Genomic DNA, 21,220 nt, shown 5'->3' on the forward strand with positions numbered 1-21,220 from the left:
TTGCTTCCGGTTTCGGACAAAACTTATCCGAAAACTATGGGAAAGCATGAAGGAAGTTACATTTATCCGTCGGAATATTGAGAAATGGAAAGAGAGTGAGAAGGTGGTGGAGCAGGCTGCAAACCTGTCTCCCGACCGACTTGCCGATGCCTATACGGACTTGACTGCTGACCTGGCATTTTCCCAAACACATTTTCCAACATCGCGTATAACGATTTATCTGAATAACCTGGCTTCGGCATTGCACAATGAAATCTATCGGAATAAGCGTGAGAAGTGGACGCGGATTATCACTTTTTGGACACAGGAAGTCCCTCTGACCATGTATGACGCACGCCGGGAATTGTTGGCTTCGTTCCTCATTTTTGTGGCCAGTGTCCTGATAGGTGTATTATCAGCAGCGAACGATCCGGATTTTGTCCGTCTGATTTTAGGGAATGGATATGTGGATATGACACTAGAAAATATAGCCAATGGGGAGCCGATGGCGGTGTATAACGGTTCTTCTGAGCTGCCGATGTTCCTGGGTATTACCCTTAACAACGTGATGGTCTCTTTCAACTGCTTTGCAATGGGACTGCTGACCAGCTTCGGTACGGGATATATGCTTCTCTCCAATGGCATCATGGTAGGAGCTTTTCAAACTTTTTTTTATCAGCACGATTTGCTTTGGGAATCCAGCCTTGCCATCTGGCTGCACGGTACGCTTGAGATTTGGGCGATTATCGTTGCCGGCGCTGCCGGGTTGGCTTTAGGCAACGGGTGGTTGTTTCCCGGTACTTACTCAAGACTGGAATCTTTCCGGAGAGGGGCGAAACGAGGACTGAAAATCGTAATCGGTACTGTCCCCGTGTTCATTATGGCTGGCTTTATAGAAGGTTTTCTTACCCGACATACAGAGCTTCCCGATCTGTTGAGGCTTGGTGGGATACTCACTTCTCTGGCATTTATTATTTTCTACTATATTTATTTACCAAATAGAAAAAAACATGGAATCACAGAAACCTAAGATTGCGATGTACGTGAAACGTCCTTTCGGTGAGAAGTTGAACGCTTCTTTTGATTTTATAAAAGAGAATTGGAAACAGTTGTTTAAGTATTCCACTTATCTAATACTTCCTGTATGCTTGATTCAGGCTGCAAACTTTAGCGGACTGATGGGAAGCATAACAGATCTTACTGCCATACAGACAGCGGGAGATGTAGGCGATAATCCTTTCGCTGCCTTGGGACCTGCGTTTGCGTTGAATTATGCGGGAGTTATCTTCTTTTCATGTTTGGGAGCCTTGTTACTGACTTCCTTGATTTATGCGATGGTACGGTTGTATAATGAACGGGAAGAACGCCTGAACGGGATTGTATTCGGTGATATAAAACCGTTGTTGTTCCGTAATATTAAAAGGCTGTTCCTGATGGGGATTGCCTGCTGTCTCTTGTTCATCTTCGCTATCATTCTGGTTGTTCTGTTGGCTGTACTGACACCTTTCACTTTGATTCTGACCATCCCGCTTTTATTTGCATTTATGGTACCTTTGGCATTAATGGCTCCCATCTACTTATTTGAAGATATTTCGTTTGGCGAGGCATTTGCGAAAACATTTCGGTTTGGATTCGCTACGTGGGGCGGAGTCTTTCTGATATTACTGGTAATGGGGCTTATTGCCAGCGTATTGCAAGGTATCGTTTCTATACCTTGGTATGTTATCTATATTGTAAAAATCGTTTTTACTATGAGTGACGGAGGGGAAATTTCTTCATCAGTCGGACTGAATTTTGCACAATATCTGTTCTCTATCCTGATGTTGTATGGTTCTTACTTGTCGGCTATATTCAGTATCGTCGGTCTGGTTTATCAGTATGGCCATGCATCGGAAGTGGTGGATAGCATAACGGTAGAAAGTGATATTGACAATTTTGACAAACTCTAAAACAAACTTCCACTAGATGAATCTCACTTCGCCGGCTGATACCTTGGTTTGTGATACAGTGCAGGTTGCTCTTTGGCAATCTGACGCAGCATACAACTATAACCGTGAATTGATTACTCCGGAGATGAATATCTTTGAGTGGATCAGCAGGCAGTTTGGGGAATGGATGCGTAAGATATTCGGCAGCCGTTTGGTGGAAGAGTATTCGGGGCTTATCCTGATATGCATTGCTATTCTCATTTTGGCTTTGATTGTTTGGTTTGTCTATCGGAAACGTCCCGAATTGTTTATGGTTTCGCAGAAGAATCCGTTGCCTTATACGGTTGAAGAAGATACCATTTACGGTGTGGATTTTCCGGGAGGTATTGCAGAGGCACTTTCCCGTCAGGATTATCGGGAAGCGGTACGCTTGCTTTATTTGCAAACTTTGAAACAACTTAGTGACGCAGGACGTATTGACTGGCAGCTTTATAAAACGCCAACGCAATATATCAATGAAGTTCGGATGCCGGCTTTCCGGCAACTGACCCATCATTTCCTGCGGGTGCGTTATGGTAACTTTGAGGCGACGGAAGAACTCTTCCGGACGATGCTGACTTTACAAGGAGAGATTGGGAAAGGGGGCGGTTCATGAAAGGAAGCCGTTGGTTTATTCTCTTTATTGTTGCTTTTTTGTTCATCATGTTTGCGATAGAGTATCATTTGCCGAAGGGTTTTGTGTGGAAGCCCACTTTCGGTCATAATGATGAACAGCCTTTTGGATGTGCATTGTTTGATAGTCTGTTGTCTTCTTCTTTGCCACAGGGGTATTCCTTTTCAAGGAAAAGTTTTTATCAGTTGGAACAGGAAGATACGACACAACGCAGAGGTATACTGGTGATCTCCGATAATCTTCGATTGTCGGAGGTCGATGTAAACGCTCTGTTGAAAATGGCGGAACGCGGAGATAAGATCATGTTGGCGAGTACCCTGTTCGGCAGATATTTGGAAGATACTTTGAACTTCAGGTCTTATTATTCCTACTTCAGTCCGATGGCTTTGAAGAAATATGCAACTTCATTCTTGTTAAAAGACAGTCTGTGCTGGGTGGGAGATTCGGCGGTTTATCCCCGTCAGACTTTTTATTTTTATCCCCAGTTGTGCGCTTCTTATTTCTGGGGAGACTCGCTTCCTGAAAAGGTACTGGCACAGAAAGTCTTTACTTCGGATGAGTTTGTATATGACACGGAGGCGGATTCTCTGGCAACGGACGGCTTTGTCTATATGCCTGTGGCGATGTCTCGTCGATGGGGGAAAGGAGAGGTGATTTTAGTTTCCACTCCTTTGATTTTTACCAATTACGGTATGTTGGATGGCAAGAATGCAACTTATATTTTCCGTTTGTTGTCGCAGATGGGAAAGCTTCCCGTTGTTCGCACAGAGGGGTATATGGACGAAACGGCACAGGTGCAGCAATCACCTTTCCGTTATCTGCTGGCACACCAGCCGCTTCGTTGGGCGTTATATCTGACGATGATTACCATCATACTCTTCATGATATTCACAGCGAAAAGGCGACAACGGGTGATCCCTGTTATTCACGAGCCGGTCAATAAATCTCTTGAATTTACCGAACTGATAGGTACGCTTTACTTTCAAAAGAAAGATCATGCGGATCTGGTTCGAAAGAAGTTTTCCTATCTGGCGGAAGAACTTCGGAGGAAGATCCAAGTGGATATTGAAGACGTGGCGGATGACAAACGTTCTTTCGAGAGGATTGCCCGGAAAACGGGAATGGATGCTGAAGATATAGCGAAGTTTTTCCACGAAGTCAGACCGGTGCTTTACGGTGGACGCACTATCGGCTCCGAACAGATGAAAGTGTTTATTGATAAAATGAATGAAATAATCAATCATATCTAAAGAAGAATTTTATGGAAGAGAATACAGGACAGCGAGTAGATTTAACTCTCTTTTCCGAGAAGATACAGGAGTTGAAAGACCGGATTGCTTCCGTCATTGTCGGACAGGAGCAGACGGTGGATTTGGTGCTGACGGCTATTTTGGCTAATGGGCATGTGCTGATAGAAGGGGTACCGGGGGTGGCAAAGACACTGCTGGCCCGCTTGACGGCCCGTCTGATTGATGCTGACTTCAGCCGTATCCAGTTTACACCGGACTTGATGCCGAGTGATGTGTTGGGTACGACGGTGTTTAATATGAAAAGCAATGGCTTTGAATTTCATCAGGGACCGATTTTCGCAGATATTGTATTGGCGGATGAAATCAACCGTGCGCCTGCCAAAACGCAGGCTGCCCTGTTTGAAGTGATGGAAGAACGTCAGATCAGTATTGACGGAACCACTCACCGGATGGGCGAACTCTATACCATCCTTGCCACTCAGAATCCGGTGGAACAGGAAGGTACGTACAAACTTCCTGAAGCGCAACTCGACCGTTTCCTGATGAAGATAACAATGGGTTACCCTTCATTGGAAGAGGAAGTGGATATCCTTGAACGTCATCATAACCATGCTGCGTTGGTGAAACTGGACAATATTACGCCTTCCATTACCAAAGAGGAACTTCTCTCTCTCCGGGCTTTCATGAGCCGGGTATTTGTGGACCGTACGCTGCTCCGATATATCGCATTGATTGTGCAGCAGACGCGTACCAGCAAGGCTGTATATCTGGGAGCTTCTCCACGTGCATCTGTAGCTATGCTGCAATCCTCGAAAGCCTATGCTCTTTTGCAGGGACGGGATTTTGTGACACCGGAAGATATTAAGTTTGTAGCTCCTTACGTACTTCAGCACCGTCTTATCCTGACGGCGGAAGCGGAAATGGAAGGATATTCTCCGGTGAAGGTGACTCAACGCTTGATTGATAAAGTAGAAGTGCCTAAATAAATGTATTTAACCCGTCGTTTCTATATTGCCCTTGTCGTAATCATCCTCTTGTTGGGTAGTGGATACGCCTTTCCTCCGCTCTTTGTTATCGGACAGTGGGTGCTTTTTGCTTTTTTCCTGACTGTATGGACGGATGGTTATCTGCTTTATAGTGTTCGTGGAATTCAGGCATTCCGGCAATGTTCCGACCGTTTCTCCAATGGAGATGAAAATGAGGTAAGTATCCGGGTAGAGAGTCGTTATCCCCGTCCTGTCGCTCTGGAGATCATTGATGAAATTCCTTTTATATTTCAGAAGCGTGATATCGACTTTCGTGTCACTCTCCGGGCAAACGAAGGAAAAATTGTCAGTTACCGGCTTCGTCCTACGCGTCGGGGTGTCTATTCCTTCGGGCACATCCGGATTTTCGTAACCGGGCGTATAGGCTTGGTTTCCAGGCGATATACCTGCGGTGAACCGTTGGACATAAAGGTATATCCGTCTTATCTGATGCTCCATCAGTATGAATTACTGGCTATAAGCGATAATCTTACCGAACTAGGAATAAAACGTATTCGACGGATAGGTCATCATACGGAGTTTGAGCAGATAAAAGAGTATGTGAAGGGCGATGATTACCGTACGATCAACTGGAAAGCGAGTGCCCGCCGGCACGAGCTTATGGTGAATGTTTATCAGGACGAACGTTCGCAACAGATTTATAATGTAATAGATAAGGGGCGTGTGATGCAGCAGGCTTTTCGTGGAATGACTTTGCTCGATTATGCGATAAACGCTTCGCTGGTGCTTTCGTATGTTGCGATGCAGAAAGAAGACAAGGCGGGATTGGTGACTTTTGACGAGCATTTCGATACGTTTGTCCCTGCTGCCAAGCAACCGGGATATATGCAGACGTTGCTTGAGAAACTTTACAGTCAGAAGACCTCTTTCGGAGAAACTGATTTCTCGGCTCTTTGCGTGCATCTGAACAAGCATGTCAGCAAACGGAGCCTGTTGGTGTTGTATACGAACTTCTCCGGCATATCCGGTATGAACCGTCAGTTGGCTTATCTGAAACAATTGAACCGCCAACACCGTCTGCTTGTTGTCTTTTTTGAGGATGCCGAACTGAAGGAATACATGGCTACTCCTGCTAAAGATACGGAAGGCTATTACCGCCATGTGATTGCGGAAAAGTTCGCTTACGAAAAGCGACTGGTTGTTTCCACCTTGAAACAGCATGGAATCTATTCTTTATTAACTGCACCGGAGAATCTTTCGATTGATGTGATTAATAAGTATCTGGAGATGAAAGCGCGGCAGTTGCTATGATAAGTGACCCAAAGCTTTCCGTGTTTCCACAAAGAAGAAAATAGCCATACCGATGATGACAACCCCTAGTATGCCGTAGAATAACCGTGCCCGGTTGCGTCCTACATTCCTGACAATGGTCTGTGCGTTGCGCGTTGTGAAGAACCAGTTCCAGTTGAGCAATGATGCCAGCAGGGAGATAGTCCCTGCCAACGCGAAGATTCCTTGTACGATATATTGTCCGGTCATAGTTTGATAACTCTGCTTCCGTCTTCCAGTTCTTCAATTGTCACTTTCACGGCATCTCCCGGCAACAGTTCTTCTACAAGTTCCGGCCATTCGATGAAGCAAAGGGCACCGCTGTAGAAATAATCTTCGTATCCCATGTCATACACTTCACTCAGCTTTTTGATACGGTAAAAGTCGAAATGATAAATCAACTCCCCCGTCTCGTCCGAACGATATTCATTGACGATGGCAAAAGTAGGAGAGGTGATAACATCTGTCACGCCCAATTCTTCGCAGAGCGCTTTGACAAATGTCGTTTTGCCGGCACCCATCTTGCCGTACAAAGCAAAGACTGTGTTGTCGCCCATGGCAGCAATGAATTCGCGGGCTGCTTCATGGATATTTTCCAGTGATTGAATTTTGATTTCCATATACTATATCTATTATGATGACTTTTTTCTGCAATAACTCTTTCCGATTTTGCAGATAGCATAAATCAGGATAGAGAAGAATATGATCGAAGCTCCCGAGGGGACTTTCCAATGGTAAGAAATAAACAGTCCGCCCAGGCATCCCAAGAAGCCGATACCGATGGACAGCCAGATGATTTTCTTGAAATTATAGGTGAATAAGTTGGCAGTCATCTGCGGAATGGTGAGAAGGGAAATGGCGAGTACGATACCCACCATACGCAGACAGGCTACAATTGTCAGCGCGATGAACATCATCAGCACATATTCGAATATCTCTACCGGGATCTTCTGTGAACGTGCGAACTCACGGTCGAAGGCGATATATACAATGGGGCGGATAAACAGATAGAAGAATCCGGCCAGCAACAGTGCCAGTATGCCGAGCATCCATAAGTCGCTTTGATTGATAGTCAGGATATTTCCGAAAAGATAGGCTGACAGGTCGGGAGCGAATCCCGGTGATAGAAAACTGAACATGATTCCCAGTGCCATGCCCAGCGTCCAGAATACGGCAATGGCAGAATCTTCGCGCATATCTTTTCGTCTGCTGAGCCATTCGACTCCAAAGGCGGACAGTACGGAAAAGACGGCGGCGGAGAGTATCGGGGAAATTCCAGCGAACAGTCCCAAGCCTATTCCGCCGAAAGAAGCATGCGTGATTCCACCGCTGATAAATACCAGGCGGCGGGTGACGATGTATGTTCCTATAATCCCGCAGGCGATACTTGCCAGCAGGCTTCCCAGCAGGGCATGTTGAAAGAATGTATATTGCAGTAACCCCATCATCTATCACTCGCCGTTTTTACTTCTACGTTTCTTCTTTCTCCGATAATCAGGAATACTTCGTCTTTAAGCTCGTCCGGCAATTCAATGCCGCGAAGTTGTAGGCTGCGTACCCATCCTGCCACTTCATCATCTTTGGTGGTGTACAATACATCCCGAAACAGTTCTGTCTCTTCTTCCGTGTACGCATTCCCTTCACGACCGATGAACTGATCCAATTCCTCATCATCGTAATATTCGATTTTCTTGCTGACAGCAGCCAACAGGCTATCTTTTTCGCACACCTCATGTTGTCCGCAACATTCGGTATCCACCTCCTTCACTTCCGGCATGTGGTCCAGTTCGCCTCTCTCTATTTTCTTTTGCAGTCTTTTGTTGCGGATGATTCCGGCTATCAGTGCGACAACACCCAGCAATACCAGACCTATAATGAGTATCCACATAATCGTACTAAATCAAATTTCTGCAAAGTTACTTATAAATTTGCATTCTAACATGTATGGTATCTATTTCTTTTCTTACTTTTGTACATTATAAATTAAAAGTACTGTCCGTAAGGGTCTCACTGTTAACTAATATATATAACGTTAAAATTTAGGATATGATGAAGTTGAATTTGGTATTGTTGGGACTATTGTTTACAAGAGTCATAACTTTTGCACAAACCCCTTTGGAAAAAGGATTGGAAAGTATCAACCGCTCTTCTGCCGAAGCTACGATCAACTTTTTGGCAAGTGACGAACTGCAGGGACGCGAAGCAGGATTTCACGGATCTCGTGTATCCTCGGAATACATAGCTTCTTTACTGCAATGGATGGGGGTACAACCTTTGACTGACAACTATTTTCAGCCTTTTGATGCCTATCGCAAAGAACGTCAGAAGAAAGGGAGACTGGAAGTCCATCCCGATTCTATTGACAAGCTAAAGGAGGAAGTGCACCAAAAGCTTTCCATGAGGAATGTATTAGGTATGATTCCCGGTAAAAATAATAAGGAGTATGTGATTGTAGGTGCACATTTCGACCACTTAGGGATAGATCCTGCACTCGATGGTGACCAAATTTATAATGGTGCGGATGATAATGCGTCCGGTGTATCAGCGGTACTGCAAATAGCAAGAGCGTTTGTAGCCAGTGGACAGCAGCCGGAAAGAAATGTGATTTTTGCTTTTTGGGACGGAGAAGAAAAAGGGTTGCTTGGTTCGAAATACTTTGTGCAGACTTGTCCTTTTGTCTCTCAAATTAAAGGCTATTTGAACTTTGATATGATTGGACGAAATAACAAACCTCAGCAACCTCGTCATGTGGTCTATTTTTATACGGCTGCCCATCCTGCTTTTGGTGATTGGCTGAAAGAAGATATCAGGAAATACGGCTTGCGGTTGGAACCGGATTATCGTGCATGGGATCGTCCGATAGGCGGAAGTGATAACGGAACATTTGCTAAAGTTGGCGTTCCTATCATTTGGTATCATACGGACGGACATCCTGATTATCACCAGCCTTCCGATCATGCCGACCGGCTGAACTGGGATAAAATTGTAGAAATCACGAAAGCGTCTTTCCTTAATATGTGGAAGATGGCGAATGAGAAGTCATTTTAATATGGTTTCTGTACAGTCTTATCTACCCTTCGTTTATCACTTGAAATCCCACCTGCTTCAAATCTTCCCAGTAGCCGGGGTATGATTTAGTAACAACCTGCGGATCGGCAATGAGCAAATTAGGATGATAGATAACTGCCGGAGCAAATGCCATTGCCATGCGATGGTCTTCGTATGTTGCAATTACGGGAGTTTCTTCCGGTTCGCATCGTTCGCCGTTCCACATTAATACGCTGTCATTTTCTTCTTCAATAACATATCCCAGCTTTTTAAGCTCGGTGCACAATGCGGTAATACGATCAGTCTCTTTTATTTTCAGACTTTGTAATCCTGTGAAACGGAAAGGAATATTCAGCAAGGCACAAGTAACGACAAACGTTTGTGCCAGGTCCGGAATATCGACCAAGTTCTCTTCCAGCTTTTCCGGTGCTTTACCTGTCTTTTTCAGTTTCACACCTTGCGGTGTAAATTCGGTAGTTATACCTAGGCGTGAGAAGACTTCTGCCCCCCGGCTATCACCCTGATAGCTGTTACGGAACAGTCCTAACAACTCAATTTCTGCTTTGGGAGATAGGGCAGCAATCTGGTACCAATAGGAAGCGGCGCTCCAGTCACTTTCCACTTTGAAAGGAAGGCTCTGATAGAGTTGTGGAGCAACGGAAATACGGTTTGGAGAAGTCCATGTGGCTTTGGCTCCGAAGTCCTGCATCAGTTGCAATGTAAGATTAATATATGGACGGGAAATAATCTCCCCGCTCAAATGTAACGTCAAACCGTCTTTGAGTACTGGACCTATCATCAGCAAAGCTGATATATATTGGGAACTGACATTTCCTTTCAGTGTTATTTCATTTCCTTTCAGCTCCGTCCCTTTGATACGTAGGGGAGGATACCCTTCCTTGTTGATATAAGCTATTTCAGCTCCTAACTCCCGAAGCGCATTGACTAATATCTGTATCGGGCGTTGTTGCATACGTGCTGTTCCTGTGAGGGTCCGTTCTCCCGGAGTGACACTCAAATAGGCGGTAAGGAAACGCATAGCAGTGCCTGCAGCCATGATGTCAATCATCTCTTTCCCTTCATTGAGAGCTTTTATCATCACCTGTGTATCATCACAATCAGACAGGTTTTTAGGAGGATAAATGCCTTTACCCAGCGCATTGATGATTAATGCACGATTGCTGATACTTTTAGAAGCCGGCAACTGGATAGTTCCTGTCACCACCGAAGGAGGGATGAGTTTGTAGAGCATCATTTTTAGATATATTCTTTGTTATAGAGTACAAAAGTAGAGATTTATTCGGAGACTTCCAACAGGTTTTGATTCTTGGCCCATTCCAGTCTTCGTTGATCGGCTAATGGAGTCACTTTAAACTCTTCGAATGTAGCGGTGAATCCTTTCCCGTCCGGACAAGCTTCCATCAGTCCTACCATGATAGGACAATTATCTTGTAACCAATGGGCAGAGCAGGGGATCTATCCTACCATTACTCACATGGAACGTGGAGAAGTGGAAACGCTCTTTTTTCGGAAGAACACCGCAAGATATTGTCCGAACGTGAAAAGGAGATACTTCGCTGTATACGTAAAGGACTATCAAGTAAAGAGATTGCAATAACCCTTTATATCAGTGTGAATACAGTCAACCGGCACCGGCGGAATATTTTGGAGAAACTCTGTGTAGGTAATTCGATAGAGGCGTGTCGGGCTGCTGAATTGATGAAACTGTTGTAATCAAGAAGAGAGAAAAGGAATATGTATGCCATACCCTCCCAGTGATAGAACAGGCTGGATATCTGACATCAAAGAATTGCTAACCATGACAAATTCGGAAGGGGCGATTTGTTTTATAACCGAATCACCATTTAATTTCATAGAAATCTCTATCTTTGTTACTCGTTTTTTGAGTTTGAATTTAAATTGGATATACAACCATGAAAATAGGAGATAAAGTACGCTTTCTTAGTGAGGTAGGCGGTGGAATCGTCACCGGATTCCAGGGAAAGGATTTTGTGTTGGTGGAAGATGCGGATGGATTTGATATTCCGATGCCGATACGTGAGTGTGTAGTGATTGAAACAGATGACTATAATTTGAAGCGTAAACCGACTTCTTCTGCTCCGAAACAAGAGGAACCTGCTAAACCGGTAAAACCGGAGATGCCCGCCATTCAACGTCAACCGGAGGTGCGTGGAGGGAATACGTTGAATGTGTTTCTGGCTTATGTGCCCGAAGATGCAAAGGCGATGATGACTACTCCTTTTGAAACTTATCTGGTGAATGATAGCAATTATTATTTGTATTACACTTATTTGAGTGCGGAAGGAAAAGCGTGGAAGAACCGTTCACATGGTTTGGTAGAACCTAATACAAAATTGTTGCTGGAAGAATTCACTAAAGATATGCTGAATGAGATGGAACGGGTAACTGTTCAGTTGATTGCTTTCAAGGACGGCAAGCCTGCGGCTATCAAACCTGCTGTCAGTGTGGAGATACGGATTGATACTGTGAAGTTCTATAAACTTCATACATTTGGCGACTCTGTCTATTTTGAAGAACCGGCTTTGATTTATGACATCGTGAAAGATGATATGCCTGCCAAGCAGGTATATGTGTCGGCAGAAGAGATTCAGATGGCATTGTTACAAAAGAAATCTGCGGATAAGCCCAAGTCACAACCTATTGTAAAGACAGATCATGCTCATGGCGGAAAGAGTGGGATTATTGAAATAGATCTTCACATTGATTCTTTGTTGGATGATACTCGAGGGATGAGTAATGCTGAAATTCTGAATTATCAATTGGATAAGTTTCGCGAAGTGATGGGAACCTATAAGAATAAGCGTGAACAGAAGATTGTCTTTATTCATGGTAAAGGCGAGGGGGTGCTTCGGAAGGCCATTCTTGATGAATTGAAACGGAAATATAGCAATTGCCGTTATCAGGATGCTTCTTTTCAGGAATATGGGTTTGGCGCTACGATGGTGACTATTAAATAATCTCTTGCTCATATATCAGTCATTTATATAGTGAGTTTTCATATCCATGGATTTTTTATATGAATGATTTTGCTTGTCTCTGTACTGATCCCGACAATTCCGAGCCCTCCGTGTACATTGCCGGGATATTTGATTGGTTCGTTTATTGTCTCGTCATAAGCATCGGAATCTGTCAGGTTGAGTGCTTTCAGATAGTAATATTCGGTTTCTGTAATGCTTAACAGACGCACAACAATATCCATCTTTACATTCGTTCCATACGGGTAAAGCCCCTCAACATTTGTCTGGTTGTAAACTGTCATGGTATAAGATGTATTTTTGAATCGTGAGTCATCGAATACGCCATATATATTCTTTACGGTGTCGAACATGCCATTATCTTCATCATCGCTGTTGGTAGGCTGTCCGTCTGTTAATACCACATCTTCGCGGGATATAAAATGATAACGGTGTATGGTTTGAGTGACATATTCGTCTATTTCATTACGATGGTCTTTCACTGTCATTTGCTTATCCATGATAAGTCGGTAGAAATTATTTTCGTTGGGGCGATCTTTGATGTTGATTCTATATCGGAGATAATTCTGTGTATAGTAATACTGTGTCAGTGGAACAGTAACCGTATCGATATCGACTATTTCATGGGGACGCTGCGGAACGGTAACTTCAGCCCACGCGTGATATTGCCCGTCGTCAGTGAGGGCGTCGATACGTACCACATCTCCGGGAGAGAATCTACTGGAAATCTGGAAGCGGCATTGCATATCTCCTTCCGCTTGGGGTGGAAGCGGACGTAGACTTTCTGACAACTGTCCGTTAACGCGTACCTCCACGGTGGCTTTTTCTGCATGAGTGACATATTCTCTTCCCGTGAAATTGAGGTAAAGAACATTGGTCAGACTATCTGCGTTGATGAGTGCATTCATTACTAATTTGGGTGGATTGTCCTTTACACTGAACGGAAGCTCATTTTCACAAGATACTGTTGTCAGTAATGCTATTAACAGGATAAATGGATCATATATACGAGTTCTCATCATGGGTTTAGAATTTATAAGTGTAAGTGAATGAAGGTATGAATGGAAGTATTGTGTATTTTTTGATAATTGGTCGGTAGGGCTCATTTTTGCTGGTGCTGCGATATACAAATGTAGGATTCATCGCATTATATGCATTATACAGGCTGATATTCCAGGTACGCATGCCATGTTTGGTCTTTTTGTTGAAATTGATTCCCACATTCAACCGGTGACTGGCTGGTAGCCGGTAATTATTGCGATGCTCCACATACGAGGCTTCTCCGATAGCGGATGGAGTCATGCCTGTGCCGTCACCGGGGCGGATAACTGCGGTTTTCTCTTCGGGGATCGTACTGGTGCCGCCTGTATAGAACACCCAGGAGGCACCGATGTCGATACGTTCGCTGAATGTATGGTTGATTGTCAGGTTGGTATTGTGTCTTCGATCATATTTATACGGAAACCGTTCACCGTTGTTGATACCGCCTTTGGCAAACTGACGGTCACTTTTGGACAAAGTATAGGATAACCACCCCGTCGTTCTCCCAAGTCTCTTCTGCACCATAAACTCAATACCTGTCGAGCGTCCCTTGCCCATTTCCACTTTATTTTCCCATCCGGCGGACGAACCGAAGAAGCTGACCCCTTCCTTATATTCCAGTACGTTGTACATATCCTTATAATAGCCTTCTACCGAGAATTCCCATCCTTCGATTCCCGTATAGTATCCGCCTAATGAATATTGGTGAGAGCGCATCGGTTTAATTTTTTTAGTCACGGGAACCCATAAGTCGGTAGGCATTGCGATTGGCATGGATGATAATAGATGTACATATTGACTCATTTGCGTATAAGAGGCTTTCAGAGTTACGTCTTTCCCTAGTTGATAACGGGCGGAAACTCGTGGCTGCAAAGAAGAATAACTCTGTTTCTGTACCTGAAACAAGGAGAAGTGTAATCCGAGATTCAGACGCAGACGGTCATTTACCTTGATGTTGTCTTCCAGATAAGCCGATAGCTCATGCCCGTAAATCCGGCTGTTGGCGATGCTGTGGTAAGTGGTGTCGCGATCTACTTTGTCTCCTGTTTCTTCGGAGATTTTGGATGTCATGACCTCCGGACGGAATCGATGATGGATATAGCCTGTACCAAATTTAATGTGGTGTGTGGGAGACGGATTATAGTCGAAATCGATCTGATAGCTCCAATCATTGATTCCCGAACGATAATCGGCTGAATATCGGTTGGTGATCGGGACTCCCGTACTGTTGGCATATTTATTGTTGTTGTATGAGTTGACGTCGAATAAATAGTTGTTGTAAGAGACCGTTGTGTTGCTGAACAGACGGTTGTTGAATATATAGTTCCATCTGGCGGAAACAATGGTGTTTCCCCAATTCATTCTACTTCCATCCTTGGAGTCAGTATCTCCATCATAATTGGCGGCAAAATGATCTTTCCCGTTGTAAACGCTTAGATAGATACGACTCCGGTCGGAGAATTTATGATTGATTTTGGCATTGATGTCATAAAAGTAATAACCATATTCTTCATCATCCGGCATAAATGGCTTGGCGATGAGGTCGAGATACGAACGTCTGGCGGAAATATTAAAAGCGGTTTTCCCTTTCACAATCGGACCTTCCAGATTGATTTTGCTGGTTAGTAATCCGATGCTAAGCGTACCGTGGTATTTCTGCATGTCTCCGTCATTGGTACGGACATCAATGACGGAAGAAAGTCGTCCGCCGAAACGTGCCGGAAAGGAACTTTTGAATAATGTTACCTTTTTGACGGCCTCGGGAGTAAAAACCGAAAAGAATCCGAACATGTGGTCTACATTGTATACAGGAGTTCCATCCAGTAGAATTAGATTTTGATCCGGACTGCCGCCACGTATATACAGTCCGGCTGAACCATCTACTCCTGCTTGTACGCCAGGCATCAGCTGGATAGCCTTCATGACATCTGCCTCTCCCAGTATGCTCGGTGTATTTTTAATCTGTGTCATCGGAATGTCAATAGAACCCATCTGGGTAGCTGCGGTTCCCGTTTCAGTTTTATCGGAAATGATCACTACCTCCTGTAACTGCGTGTTTCCCTGCATACGGATATTGAGTAATGTATCTTGCGAGAGCATAAATTGATGCGTCTCTGTGGCATAACCCAGATAGGAGAAACACAGATTGGTTTCTCCTTCAGGTAGAGTGATGCTGTAAAAACCGTAAGGATTGGTGGTGGTGCCCTGATTTTGATGACTCTCAAAGATATTTGTTCCAATCAACGTCTCAGAGGACGTTCCGTCTGTGACATATCCGCTGATAGTATACTTACGGCCTACGGTTTTTGATTCTTTCTTCTTTTGAAGCAGGATATAGCGGTTGGAAAACTGGTAACTGATTGTTTCATTCTTGAATACAATATCAAGTATCTCGTGCAGGGGCTTTTCTTTAACTTTCAGGTTGATTCTATGTTTGATATTGATTTCTTCGCTGTATATAAAGGAGTAACCGGTTGAGTTTTCTATCTGCTTGACGAATTCTTTTAGCGTGGCGTTTCGCAATGTCAGCGAAAGCCGGGCTTTCGTATTTTGTGCATATATTTGCATGGTGATGAGAAGCGCCACCCCTATCAGAACAATGGTTCTGACAGGCAGGTGGACTTGGTGAATAGTTTTCATTTTAAGTCTGTTTTAGTAGTAATGATAATCTGTTTATTGTTTAATGAGTAGTTGAAATAACCGGCATTATGTAATACAGATAAAATAGTTTCCAGATTTTCTCCATTGCGGAATCTTGCTGTGATTCGGTAATTTTGCAAAGCTGTGTCTGCTATATGGATACTCGTTCCGAATGAGTTGGACAGTTTACGAGCAATCTCCAGCAAAGGCAGATCTTCGAATATAAATTCTCCGTGTCGCCAGGAGATTTCATCTTCTGCATTTGCCAGAACTTTGCGAATGAGTTTTGCTTCCACCTTATTATATATGGCAATTTCGTTCGGCTTCAAAATCATACGAACTGATTTGTTTTTATTACTGACTGCCACCGAACCTGTCAATAACGTTGTCTTTACGTTTGGATTGTCAGGATAGGCATTCACGTTGAAATGAGTTCCCAGCACCTGAATGTCTATCGTTTCAGTTTGCACGATGAACGGATGTTCCTTCTCCTTACTTACTTCAAAATAAGCCTCTCCATTTAGTTCCACTTCCCGTTTGTCCGATTTGAACTTTTCCGGATAAGAAAGTGAAGAGTAATGGTTGAGTGTCACTGTACTACCGTCGGGAAGACAGACCGTGCGTGTCTCTGCCAAGGTGGAAATCGTTTGTATGGTAGTTGGTTGCATATATAAATAGGCTGTCCACACCGATAGGCAAAGTAGAGCTACTGCCGCTGCTGTCGAGAAGGTACGCATCAGCGTCAGACGCCGGATATGTGACTTCAGTCTTTTCTCCAGTTTCGGGTAACTGGCTGTTGCTGAGAACCGCCCTCGCGGTGAACGCGAGGAAGCGACGAGTTTGTGCAGTATCTCTTCTAATTCCGTATCGGTAAATTTCATTTTTTCTGTCTTTTTAGTGATTGACTGACTTATTTGCAAATAAAGACCGGAGGGGGACAGAAACTCCCTACGCTTCTTTTCTGAAAGATTGTTAATCTATGTCAGCCCGGCCAATCATCTCTTTTAATCGCGTGATTGCTTTCTGAAGTTGGGCGTCCACTGTGTTCGTGCTGATACCTAACTCCTCCGCTACCTGTGTGTAACTCTGTTTTTCTTCGCGGATGCGAATGAATACTTCCCTGCAACGTCCCGGAAGCCGGTCGAGTGCTTTTACGTAAAGAGCAAACAATTCTTCACTGATGAGTGATTCTTCCGGCGAATAGCTCTGTTCCTGTGGTTCCGGTAGGAAATCGGGACGGATGAAGCTGTGCTTTGATTCTTTTTCCAGATAATTGAGCGAAGCATTTTTGACGAGAATGAAACAATAATCTTCAATGTTTCTCACATCAAGTAAATTGCTACGCTGTTTCCATAGTTTCAGGAATACATCGAGAACGATCTCCTGCGACCATTCTTCCTGTTTCACATAGTAGTAGGCAATGCGGAAGAGGCGGTCGTAAGTCATGTTGTAAAAGTCCCGGAAAGCAGTTTGCGAATCCAGTTCTTTCATTTGCCGCAATAACTTTCTAACTTCTGATTCGGTCATCGTCTTGCTGTTTGTTTTGTTAATCTACCCAAAGTAAATCACTCATTATACTGTCGGAGATGAAAATTCCTTCACGAGTCAAGCGTAAGGATCCATCGTATTCTTTCAGTTTCCCATTTTTCAGATAAGGTGCAGCCATTCTCTGGCAATATTCCCACATCTCATTGCCGAACATCTGTTTCAGCTTTTCCATAGGTGTCCCCCATACAGTACGTATGGTCGTGATAATAAATTCATTGTAGCGGGTCGTCTGGTCCAGATACTCTATTTCAAAAGCACGGTTGTTTTCCTCTATGCCTTTTATATATGTATCGATGGAAGAAACATTCCATTCCCGTGTCATTCCGTCAAAAGAATGTGCCGACGGTCCGCACCCCAGATAAGCTATTCCTTTCCAATAAGAACTGTTGTGACGGGAGTACTTGCCCGGGCGGCAGAAATTCGAAATTTCGTAATGTTCGAATCCCGCTTTCTGCAGATGCTCTATCAGTAACGTGAAAAAATCTAAACTGGAACCTTCGTCCACCTCCGATATCTGATGCTGTTTTAACATATTATATATAGGTGTATCTTCCTCGTAAATCAGATGGTAAGCGGAAATATGCTCCACGTCCAGGCTGACAGCTTGGCGAAGATCGTTCTCCCATCGTTCTTTGGTTTCTCCCGGTAATCCGTAGATAAGATCGATGCTTATATTTTGAAAACCGGCTCTCCGGCATCTGTCGATAGCTTCGATGGCTGTACGGGCATTGTGACGACGTCTCAATAGTTTGAGTGTGGCATCATCAAAAGTCTGTATTCCCATGCTAAGACGGTTGAAAGGAAGCGAAGAAAGCATTTCCAAATATTCCTGTGATAAGTCATCCGGATTGGCTTCCAGAGTAATTTCCCGGCAATATTTCAATCCGTAGTGCTCTCGGATTGTATCAAATATCTGCTCGAAATCTTCCTTTTCCAGTTGAGACGGAGTTCCACCGCCGAAATAAACAGTCTCTATGGCTTCTTCTTTCAGATATGTCTTTCGCATAACCAATTCTTGGCAAAGAGCCCGCACATAACGGGGCTTGAGGTCGCTGCGAGTGGTTGAGTAAAAATCGCAGTAGATGCAGCGTGTTTTGCAAAAAGGAATGTGGAGATAGATACCTGCCATAACTGTGCTGTTAGAGTTTTGCGGCTGTAAAAGTAAGATTATTATCAGATATAACAAAAGAACTTATTGATTGAAATCATTCTTATGAAGCAATGCATGTGCATGCATACTGTTGGACAGAGAGCTGTGTGGAAATTGAATTATGAGCGAGCAAAAAATATTTATGTTAAAGATGTGTTACATAACATTGTTTAGTAACACCGTCGTAAGTGTTGTTTTTCCCCCAATTAATCCCTAATTTGCGCATCACAAAATTAATGGTATGCGAGAAACATACTGAGTTATTACTAAAATCTTATATATTATGAAAGTATATCAGACTAATGAAATCAAGAACATAGCCTTGTTGGGAAGTTCTGGCTCTGGGAAAACCACTCTCGTGGAAGCGATGCTTTTCGAGAGTGGTGTTATAAAACGTCGCGGATCTGTTGCTGCAAAAAATACAGTTAGCGATTATTTTCCTGTTGAACAAGAGTATGGTTACTCCGTTTTCTCCACTGTTCTCCATGTAGAATGGAATAACAAAAAGCTTAATATTATTGACTGTCCGGGATCGGACGACTTCGTAGGCAGTACAGTAACTGCATTAAATGTGACCGACACAGCAATCATTCTTCTTAATGGCCAATACGGTGTCGAAGTCGGTACGCAAAATCATTTCCGTTATACAGAAAAACTGAATAAACCCGTTATTTTTCTAGTTAACCAGCTTGATAATGAAAAATGCGATTATGATAATATCCTTGAACAGCTGAAAGAGGCTTATGGCTCTAAAGTTGTTCCTATCCAATATCCAATAGCTACCGGTCCGGGCTTTAATGCGCTGATTGACGTGCTGTTGATGAAGAAATATTCGTGGAAACCCGAAGGAGGGGCTCCGACAATCGAAGATATTCCGGCAGAAGAAATGGATAAGGCCATGGAGATGCACAAAGCATTGGTGGAAGCTGCTGCCGAGAATGATGAAAATTTGATGGAGAAATTCTTTGAACAAGATTCTCTTACAGAAGATGAAATGCGCGAAGGTATCCGTAAGGGATTAATCGCCAGAGGTATGTTCCCTGTATTCTGCGTTTGTGGAGGTAAGGATATGGGCGTTCGCCGCTTGATGGAATTCTTGGGTAACGTTGTACCTTTTGTTTCTGAAATGCCGAAGGTACGGAATATCGAAGGTAAAGAGGTGGCTCCGGATACTAACGGACCGGAATCTCTTTATTTCTTCAAGACCAGCGTGGAGCCGCATATCGGTGAGGTTTCTTATTTTAAGGTAATGAGCGGTAAAGTTCATGAAGGAGACGACTTGCTGAATGCCGACCGTGGTTCGAAGGAGCGTATTGCACAAATTTATGTGGTAGCCGGTGGTAACCGCATCAAGGTGGAAGAGTTGCAAGCCGGTGATATCGGTGCTGCTGTGAAACTGAAAGATGTGAAAACCGGTAATACACTGAACGGTAAGGATTGCGGCTATAAATTCAACTTTATCAAATATCCGAATTCTAAATATACCCGTGCCATCAAGCCGGTGAATGAATCGGATGTGGAAAAGATGATGAGTATTCTGAACCGTATGCGTGAGGAAGATCCTACTTGGGTGATCGAACAGTCAAAGGAGTTGAAACAGACTTTGGTACACGGACAGGGAGAATTCCATCTTCGTACATTGAAATGGCGTTTGGAAAATAACGAAAAACTTCCGGTGAAATACGAAGAACCGAAGATTCCGTATCGTGAAACAATTACAAAAGCTGCTCGTGCCGATTATCGTCATAAGAAACAGTCCGGTGGTGCCGGTCAGTTCGGTGAAGTTCACCTGATCGTAGAGCCTTATAAAGAAGGTATGCCTGTGCCTGATACTTATAAATTCAATGGACAGGAATTTAAGATTACTGTAAAAGGTACGGAAGAGATACCATTGGAATGGGGGGGTAAACTGGTGTTTGTCAACAGTATCGTCGGTGGTGCTATTGACGCCCGCTTCTTGCCTGCCATTATGAAGGGTATTATGTCCCGTATGGAGCAAGGTCCGTTGACGGGATCATATGCACGTGACGTACGTGTCATTGTTTACGATGGTAAGATGCATCCGGTGGATTCCAATGAAATCTCCTTTATGCTTGCCGGACGTAATGCCTTTAGCGAAGCCTTCAAAAATGCTGGTCCGAAAATTCTGGAACCGATTTATGATGTGGAAGTGTTTGTTCCGTCCGACAAGATGGGGGATGTGATGAGTGATCTTCAGGGGCGTCGTGCCATGATTATGGGTATGAGTAGCGAGAAAGGTTTTGAGAAACTGGTTGCTAAAGTACCTTTGAAAGAAATGTCATCTTATTCTACTGCGCTTAGCTCGCTTACGGGGGGACGCGCTTCATTCATTATGAAGTTCTCTAGCTATGAGCTTGTTCCGGCGGATGTTCAGGATAAGTTGATGAAGGAGTTTGAGGCTAAACAAACTGAAGAATAAAGATAAATGATAGTTGATAGCTCATTGATAGTAATATTTGTAATATCTCCATAATATCTGTATTTATCATTTTGTTAGGTAGTTGCTATCGACTAAAAAGTTAAAACTGTTCTCTTTTTTAAGTAAAAGGGGACAGTTTTTGTTTAACTATGATTAATAAAAATGGAAAAACGTAAGGTGAATATTTAATT

At 43.7% G+C, this 21,220-nt stretch carries 20 protein-coding genes and 2 pseudogenes; 10 read left to right on the top strand and 12 right to left on the bottom strand.

From position 1 onward, the window contains the following. The first annotated feature begins 46 nt into the window (after positions 1-46). Genes AB9N12_RS10505 through AB9N12_RS10530 form a run of 6 tightly spaced genes read left to right on the top strand, consistent with a single transcriptional unit; the run spans position 47 to position 6,127 of the window. Entirely contained in the window at positions 47-1,009 is a 963-nt protein-coding gene (locus tag AB9N12_RS10505) for a stage II sporulation protein M (protein ID WP_369891978.1), read from the top strand. Beyond that, positions 990-1,928, top strand: a complete 939-nt coding sequence (locus AB9N12_RS10510) for a hypothetical protein (protein ID WP_369891980.1) — start codon at positions 990-992, stop codon at positions 1,926-1,928. Before AB9N12_RS10505 ends, AB9N12_RS10510 begins: the two co-directional genes overlap by 20 nt. Positions 1,929-1,944: 16 nt before the next feature. After that, positions 1,945-2,562, top strand: a complete 618-nt coding sequence (locus tag AB9N12_RS10515) for a DUF4129 domain-containing protein (protein ID WP_369891982.1) — start codon at positions 1,945-1,947, stop codon at positions 2,560-2,562. Continuing rightward, entirely contained in the window at positions 2,559-3,830 is a 1,272-nt protein-coding gene (locus AB9N12_RS10520) for a DUF4350 domain-containing protein (RefSeq protein WP_369891984.1), read from the top strand. Before AB9N12_RS10515 ends, AB9N12_RS10520 begins: the two co-directional genes overlap by 4 nt. 11 nt (positions 3,831-3,841) lie before the next feature. Beyond that, positions 3,842-4,816, top strand: coding sequence for an AAA family ATPase (locus AB9N12_RS10525; RefSeq protein WP_369891986.1), 975 nt, complete (start codon positions 3,842-3,844; stop codon positions 4,814-4,816). Further along, positions 4,817-6,127: a DUF58 domain-containing protein gene (locus AB9N12_RS10530; protein WP_369891988.1), complete on the top strand. Its 1,311-nt coding sequence runs from the start codon at positions 4,817-4,819 to the stop codon at positions 6,125-6,127. On the opposite strand, the gene AB9N12_RS10535 is transcribed toward AB9N12_RS10530, so the two are convergent. Genes AB9N12_RS10535 through AB9N12_RS10550 form a run of 4 tightly spaced genes read right to left on the bottom strand, consistent with a single transcriptional unit; the run spans position 6,122 to position 8,033 of the window. Then, positions 6,122-6,355, bottom strand: coding sequence for an immunity 17 family protein (locus tag AB9N12_RS10535; protein WP_369891990.1), 234 nt, complete (start codon positions 6,353-6,355; stop codon positions 6,122-6,124). The genes AB9N12_RS10530 and AB9N12_RS10535 overlap by 6 nt on opposite strands. Beyond that, positions 6,352-6,765, bottom strand: coding sequence for a tRNA (adenosine(37)-N6)-threonylcarbamoyltransferase complex ATPase subunit type 1 TsaE (gene tsaE, locus AB9N12_RS10540; protein ID WP_369891992.1), 414 nt, complete (start codon positions 6,763-6,765; stop codon positions 6,352-6,354). Before tsaE ends, AB9N12_RS10535 begins: the two co-directional genes overlap by 4 nt. A gap of 12 nt (positions 6,766-6,777) precedes the next feature. Continuing rightward, entirely contained in the window at positions 6,778-7,590 is an 813-nt protein-coding gene (locus tag AB9N12_RS10545) for a metal ABC transporter permease (RefSeq protein ID WP_369892859.1), read from the bottom strand. Next, on the bottom strand, positions 7,590-8,033 hold the full coding sequence (locus AB9N12_RS10550) for a phospholipase (RefSeq protein WP_369891994.1): 444 nt from the start codon (positions 8,031-8,033) through the stop codon (positions 7,590-7,592). The genes AB9N12_RS10545 and AB9N12_RS10550 overlap by 1 nt, the downstream gene beginning before the upstream one ends. Before the next feature lie 161 nt (positions 8,034-8,194). On the opposite strand from AB9N12_RS10550, the gene AB9N12_RS10555 reads away from it, so the two are divergent. Continuing rightward, on the top strand, positions 8,195-9,193 hold the full coding sequence (locus AB9N12_RS10555) for a M28 family metallopeptidase (protein ID WP_369892860.1): 999 nt from the start codon (positions 8,195-8,197) through the stop codon (positions 9,191-9,193). Between the two features lie 22 nt (positions 9,194-9,215). Here the strand turns inward: AB9N12_RS10555 and aroA are convergent, their stop codons facing one another. After that, positions 9,216-10,445, bottom strand: coding sequence for a 3-phosphoshikimate 1-carboxyvinyltransferase (gene aroA, locus AB9N12_RS10560; protein ID WP_369892861.1), 1,230 nt, complete (start codon positions 10,443-10,445; stop codon positions 9,216-9,218). Between the two features lie 44 nt (positions 10,446-10,489). Further along, on the bottom strand, positions 10,490-10,627 hold the full coding sequence (locus AB9N12_RS10565) for a hypothetical protein (protein WP_369891996.1): 138 nt from the start codon (positions 10,625-10,627) through the stop codon (positions 10,490-10,492). 10 nt (positions 10,628-10,637) lie between these two features. On the opposite strand from AB9N12_RS10565, the pseudogene AB9N12_RS10570 reads away from it, so the two are divergent. Continuing rightward, positions 10,638-10,927: pseudogene (locus tag AB9N12_RS10570) on the top strand (response regulator transcription factor); the annotation flags it as partial. Positions 10,928-10,939: 12 nt separating this feature from the next. Here the strand turns inward: AB9N12_RS10570 and AB9N12_RS10575 are convergent. Beyond that, positions 10,940-11,044 (bottom strand): annotated as a pseudogene (locus AB9N12_RS10575) (HAD family hydrolase); the annotation flags it as partial. A gap of 83 nt (positions 11,045-11,127) precedes the next feature. Between AB9N12_RS10575 and AB9N12_RS10580 the strand changes: the two are divergent. Next, complete coding sequence (locus tag AB9N12_RS10580; RefSeq protein ID WP_369891998.1) at positions 11,128-12,192, top strand: DUF2027 domain-containing protein; 1,065 nt, start codon at positions 11,128-11,130, stop codon at positions 12,190-12,192. Positions 12,193-12,230: 38 nt separating this feature from the next. Here the strand turns inward: AB9N12_RS10580 and AB9N12_RS10585 are convergent, their stop codons facing one another. From AB9N12_RS10585 to hemW, 5 genes are all read right to left on the bottom strand, one after another. Then, complete coding sequence (locus AB9N12_RS10585) at positions 12,231-13,229, bottom strand: DUF4249 domain-containing protein (protein WP_369892862.1); 999 nt, start codon at positions 13,227-13,229, stop codon at positions 12,231-12,233. A 7-nt stretch (positions 13,230-13,236) separates the two neighbouring features. Continuing rightward, positions 13,237-15,891: a TonB-dependent receptor domain-containing protein gene (locus tag AB9N12_RS10590; RefSeq protein WP_369892000.1), complete on the bottom strand. Its 2,655-nt coding sequence runs from the start codon at positions 15,889-15,891 to the stop codon at positions 13,237-13,239. After that, positions 15,888-16,772, bottom strand: coding sequence for a FecR family protein (locus AB9N12_RS10595; protein ID WP_369892002.1), 885 nt, complete (start codon positions 16,770-16,772; stop codon positions 15,888-15,890). The genes AB9N12_RS10590 and AB9N12_RS10595 overlap by 4 nt, the downstream gene beginning before the upstream one ends. A 91-nt stretch (positions 16,773-16,863) precedes the next feature. Next, positions 16,864-17,418 carry an RNA polymerase sigma-70 factor gene (locus tag AB9N12_RS10600; protein WP_369892003.1) on the bottom strand — a complete coding sequence of 185 codons (555 nt, stop codon included), beginning with the start codon at positions 17,416-17,418 and terminating at the stop codon, positions 16,864-16,866. Between the two features lie 19 nt (positions 17,419-17,437). Further along, positions 17,438-18,568 (bottom strand): radical SAM family heme chaperone HemW, encoded by a 1,131-nt coding sequence (gene hemW, locus AB9N12_RS10605; protein ID WP_369892005.1) that lies wholly within the window; start codon positions 18,566-18,568, stop codon positions 17,438-17,440. 304 nt (positions 18,569-18,872) lie between these two features. On the opposite strand from hemW, the gene AB9N12_RS10610 reads away from it, so the two are divergent. Further along, positions 18,873-21,029, top strand: coding sequence for an elongation factor G (locus AB9N12_RS10610; protein WP_369892006.1), 2,157 nt, complete (start codon positions 18,873-18,875; stop codon positions 21,027-21,029). Positions 21,030-21,220 lie beyond the last annotated feature (191 nt).

Source organism: Bacteroides sp. AN502(2024), from assembly GCF_041227145.1.
Taxonomy (GTDB): Bacteria; Bacteroidota; Bacteroidia; order Bacteroidales; family Bacteroidaceae; genus Bacteroides.

Excerpts from the sequence above, each read along its gene's own strand:
- AB9N12_RS10515 (WP_369891982.1), top strand. The coding sequence starts at position 1,945 with ATGAATCTCACTTCGCCGGCTGATACCTTGGTTTGTGATACAGTGCAG.
- AB9N12_RS10580 (WP_369891998.1), top strand. The coding sequence starts at position 11,128 with ATGAAAATAGGAGATAAAGTACGCTTTCTTAGTGAGGTAGGCGGTGGA.
- AB9N12_RS10550 (WP_369891994.1), bottom strand. The coding sequence starts at position 8,033 with ATGTGGATACTCATTATAGGTCTGGTATTGCTGGGTGTTGTCGCACTG.
- hemW (WP_369892005.1), bottom strand. The coding sequence starts at position 18,568 with ATGGCAGGTATCTATCTCCACATTCCTTTTTGCAAAACACGCTGCATC.
- AB9N12_RS10610 (WP_369892006.1), top strand. The coding sequence starts at position 18,873 with ATGAAAGTATATCAGACTAATGAAATCAAGAACATAGCCTTGTTGGGA.
- AB9N12_RS10585 (WP_369892862.1), bottom strand. The coding sequence starts at position 13,229 with ATGAGAACTCGTATATATGATCCATTTATCCTGTTAATAGCATTACTG.
- AB9N12_RS10505 (WP_369891978.1), top strand. The coding sequence starts at position 47 with ATGAAGGAAGTTACATTTATCCGTCGGAATATTGAGAAATGGAAAGAG.
- AB9N12_RS10600 (WP_369892003.1), bottom strand. The coding sequence starts at position 17,418 with ATGACCGAATCAGAAGTTAGAAAGTTATTGCGGCAAATGAAAGAACTG.
- AB9N12_RS10510 (WP_369891980.1), top strand. The coding sequence starts at position 990 with ATGGAATCACAGAAACCTAAGATTGCGATGTACGTGAAACGTCCTTTC.
- AB9N12_RS10545 (WP_369892859.1), bottom strand. The coding sequence starts at position 7,590 with ATGGGGTTACTGCAATATACATTCTTTCAACATGCCCTGCTGGGAAGC.
- AB9N12_RS10595 (WP_369892002.1), bottom strand. The coding sequence starts at position 16,772 with ATGAAATTTACCGATACGGAATTAGAAGAGATACTGCACAAACTCGTC.
- tsaE (WP_369891992.1), bottom strand. The coding sequence starts at position 6,765 with ATGGAAATCAAAATTCAATCACTGGAAAATATCCATGAAGCAGCCCGC.
- AB9N12_RS10535 (WP_369891990.1), bottom strand. The coding sequence starts at position 6,355 with ATGACCGGACAATATATCGTACAAGGAATCTTCGCGTTGGCAGGGACT.
- AB9N12_RS10555 (WP_369892860.1), top strand. The coding sequence starts at position 8,195 with ATGAAGTTGAATTTGGTATTGTTGGGACTATTGTTTACAAGAGTCATA.
- AB9N12_RS10525 (WP_369891986.1), top strand. The coding sequence starts at position 3,842 with ATGGAAGAGAATACAGGACAGCGAGTAGATTTAACTCTCTTTTCCGAG.
- AB9N12_RS10565 (WP_369891996.1), bottom strand. The coding sequence starts at position 10,627 with ATGGTAGGACTGATGGAAGCTTGTCCGGACGGGAAAGGATTCACCGCT.
- AB9N12_RS10590 (WP_369892000.1), bottom strand. The coding sequence starts at position 15,891 with ATGAAAACTATTCACCAAGTCCACCTGCCTGTCAGAACCATTGTTCTG.
- aroA (WP_369892861.1), bottom strand. The coding sequence starts at position 10,445 with ATGCTCTACAAACTCATCCCTCCTTCGGTGGTGACAGGAACTATCCAG.
- AB9N12_RS10520 (WP_369891984.1), top strand. The coding sequence starts at position 2,559 with ATGAAAGGAAGCCGTTGGTTTATTCTCTTTATTGTTGCTTTTTTGTTC.
- AB9N12_RS10530 (WP_369891988.1), top strand. The coding sequence starts at position 4,817 with ATGTATTTAACCCGTCGTTTCTATATTGCCCTTGTCGTAATCATCCTC.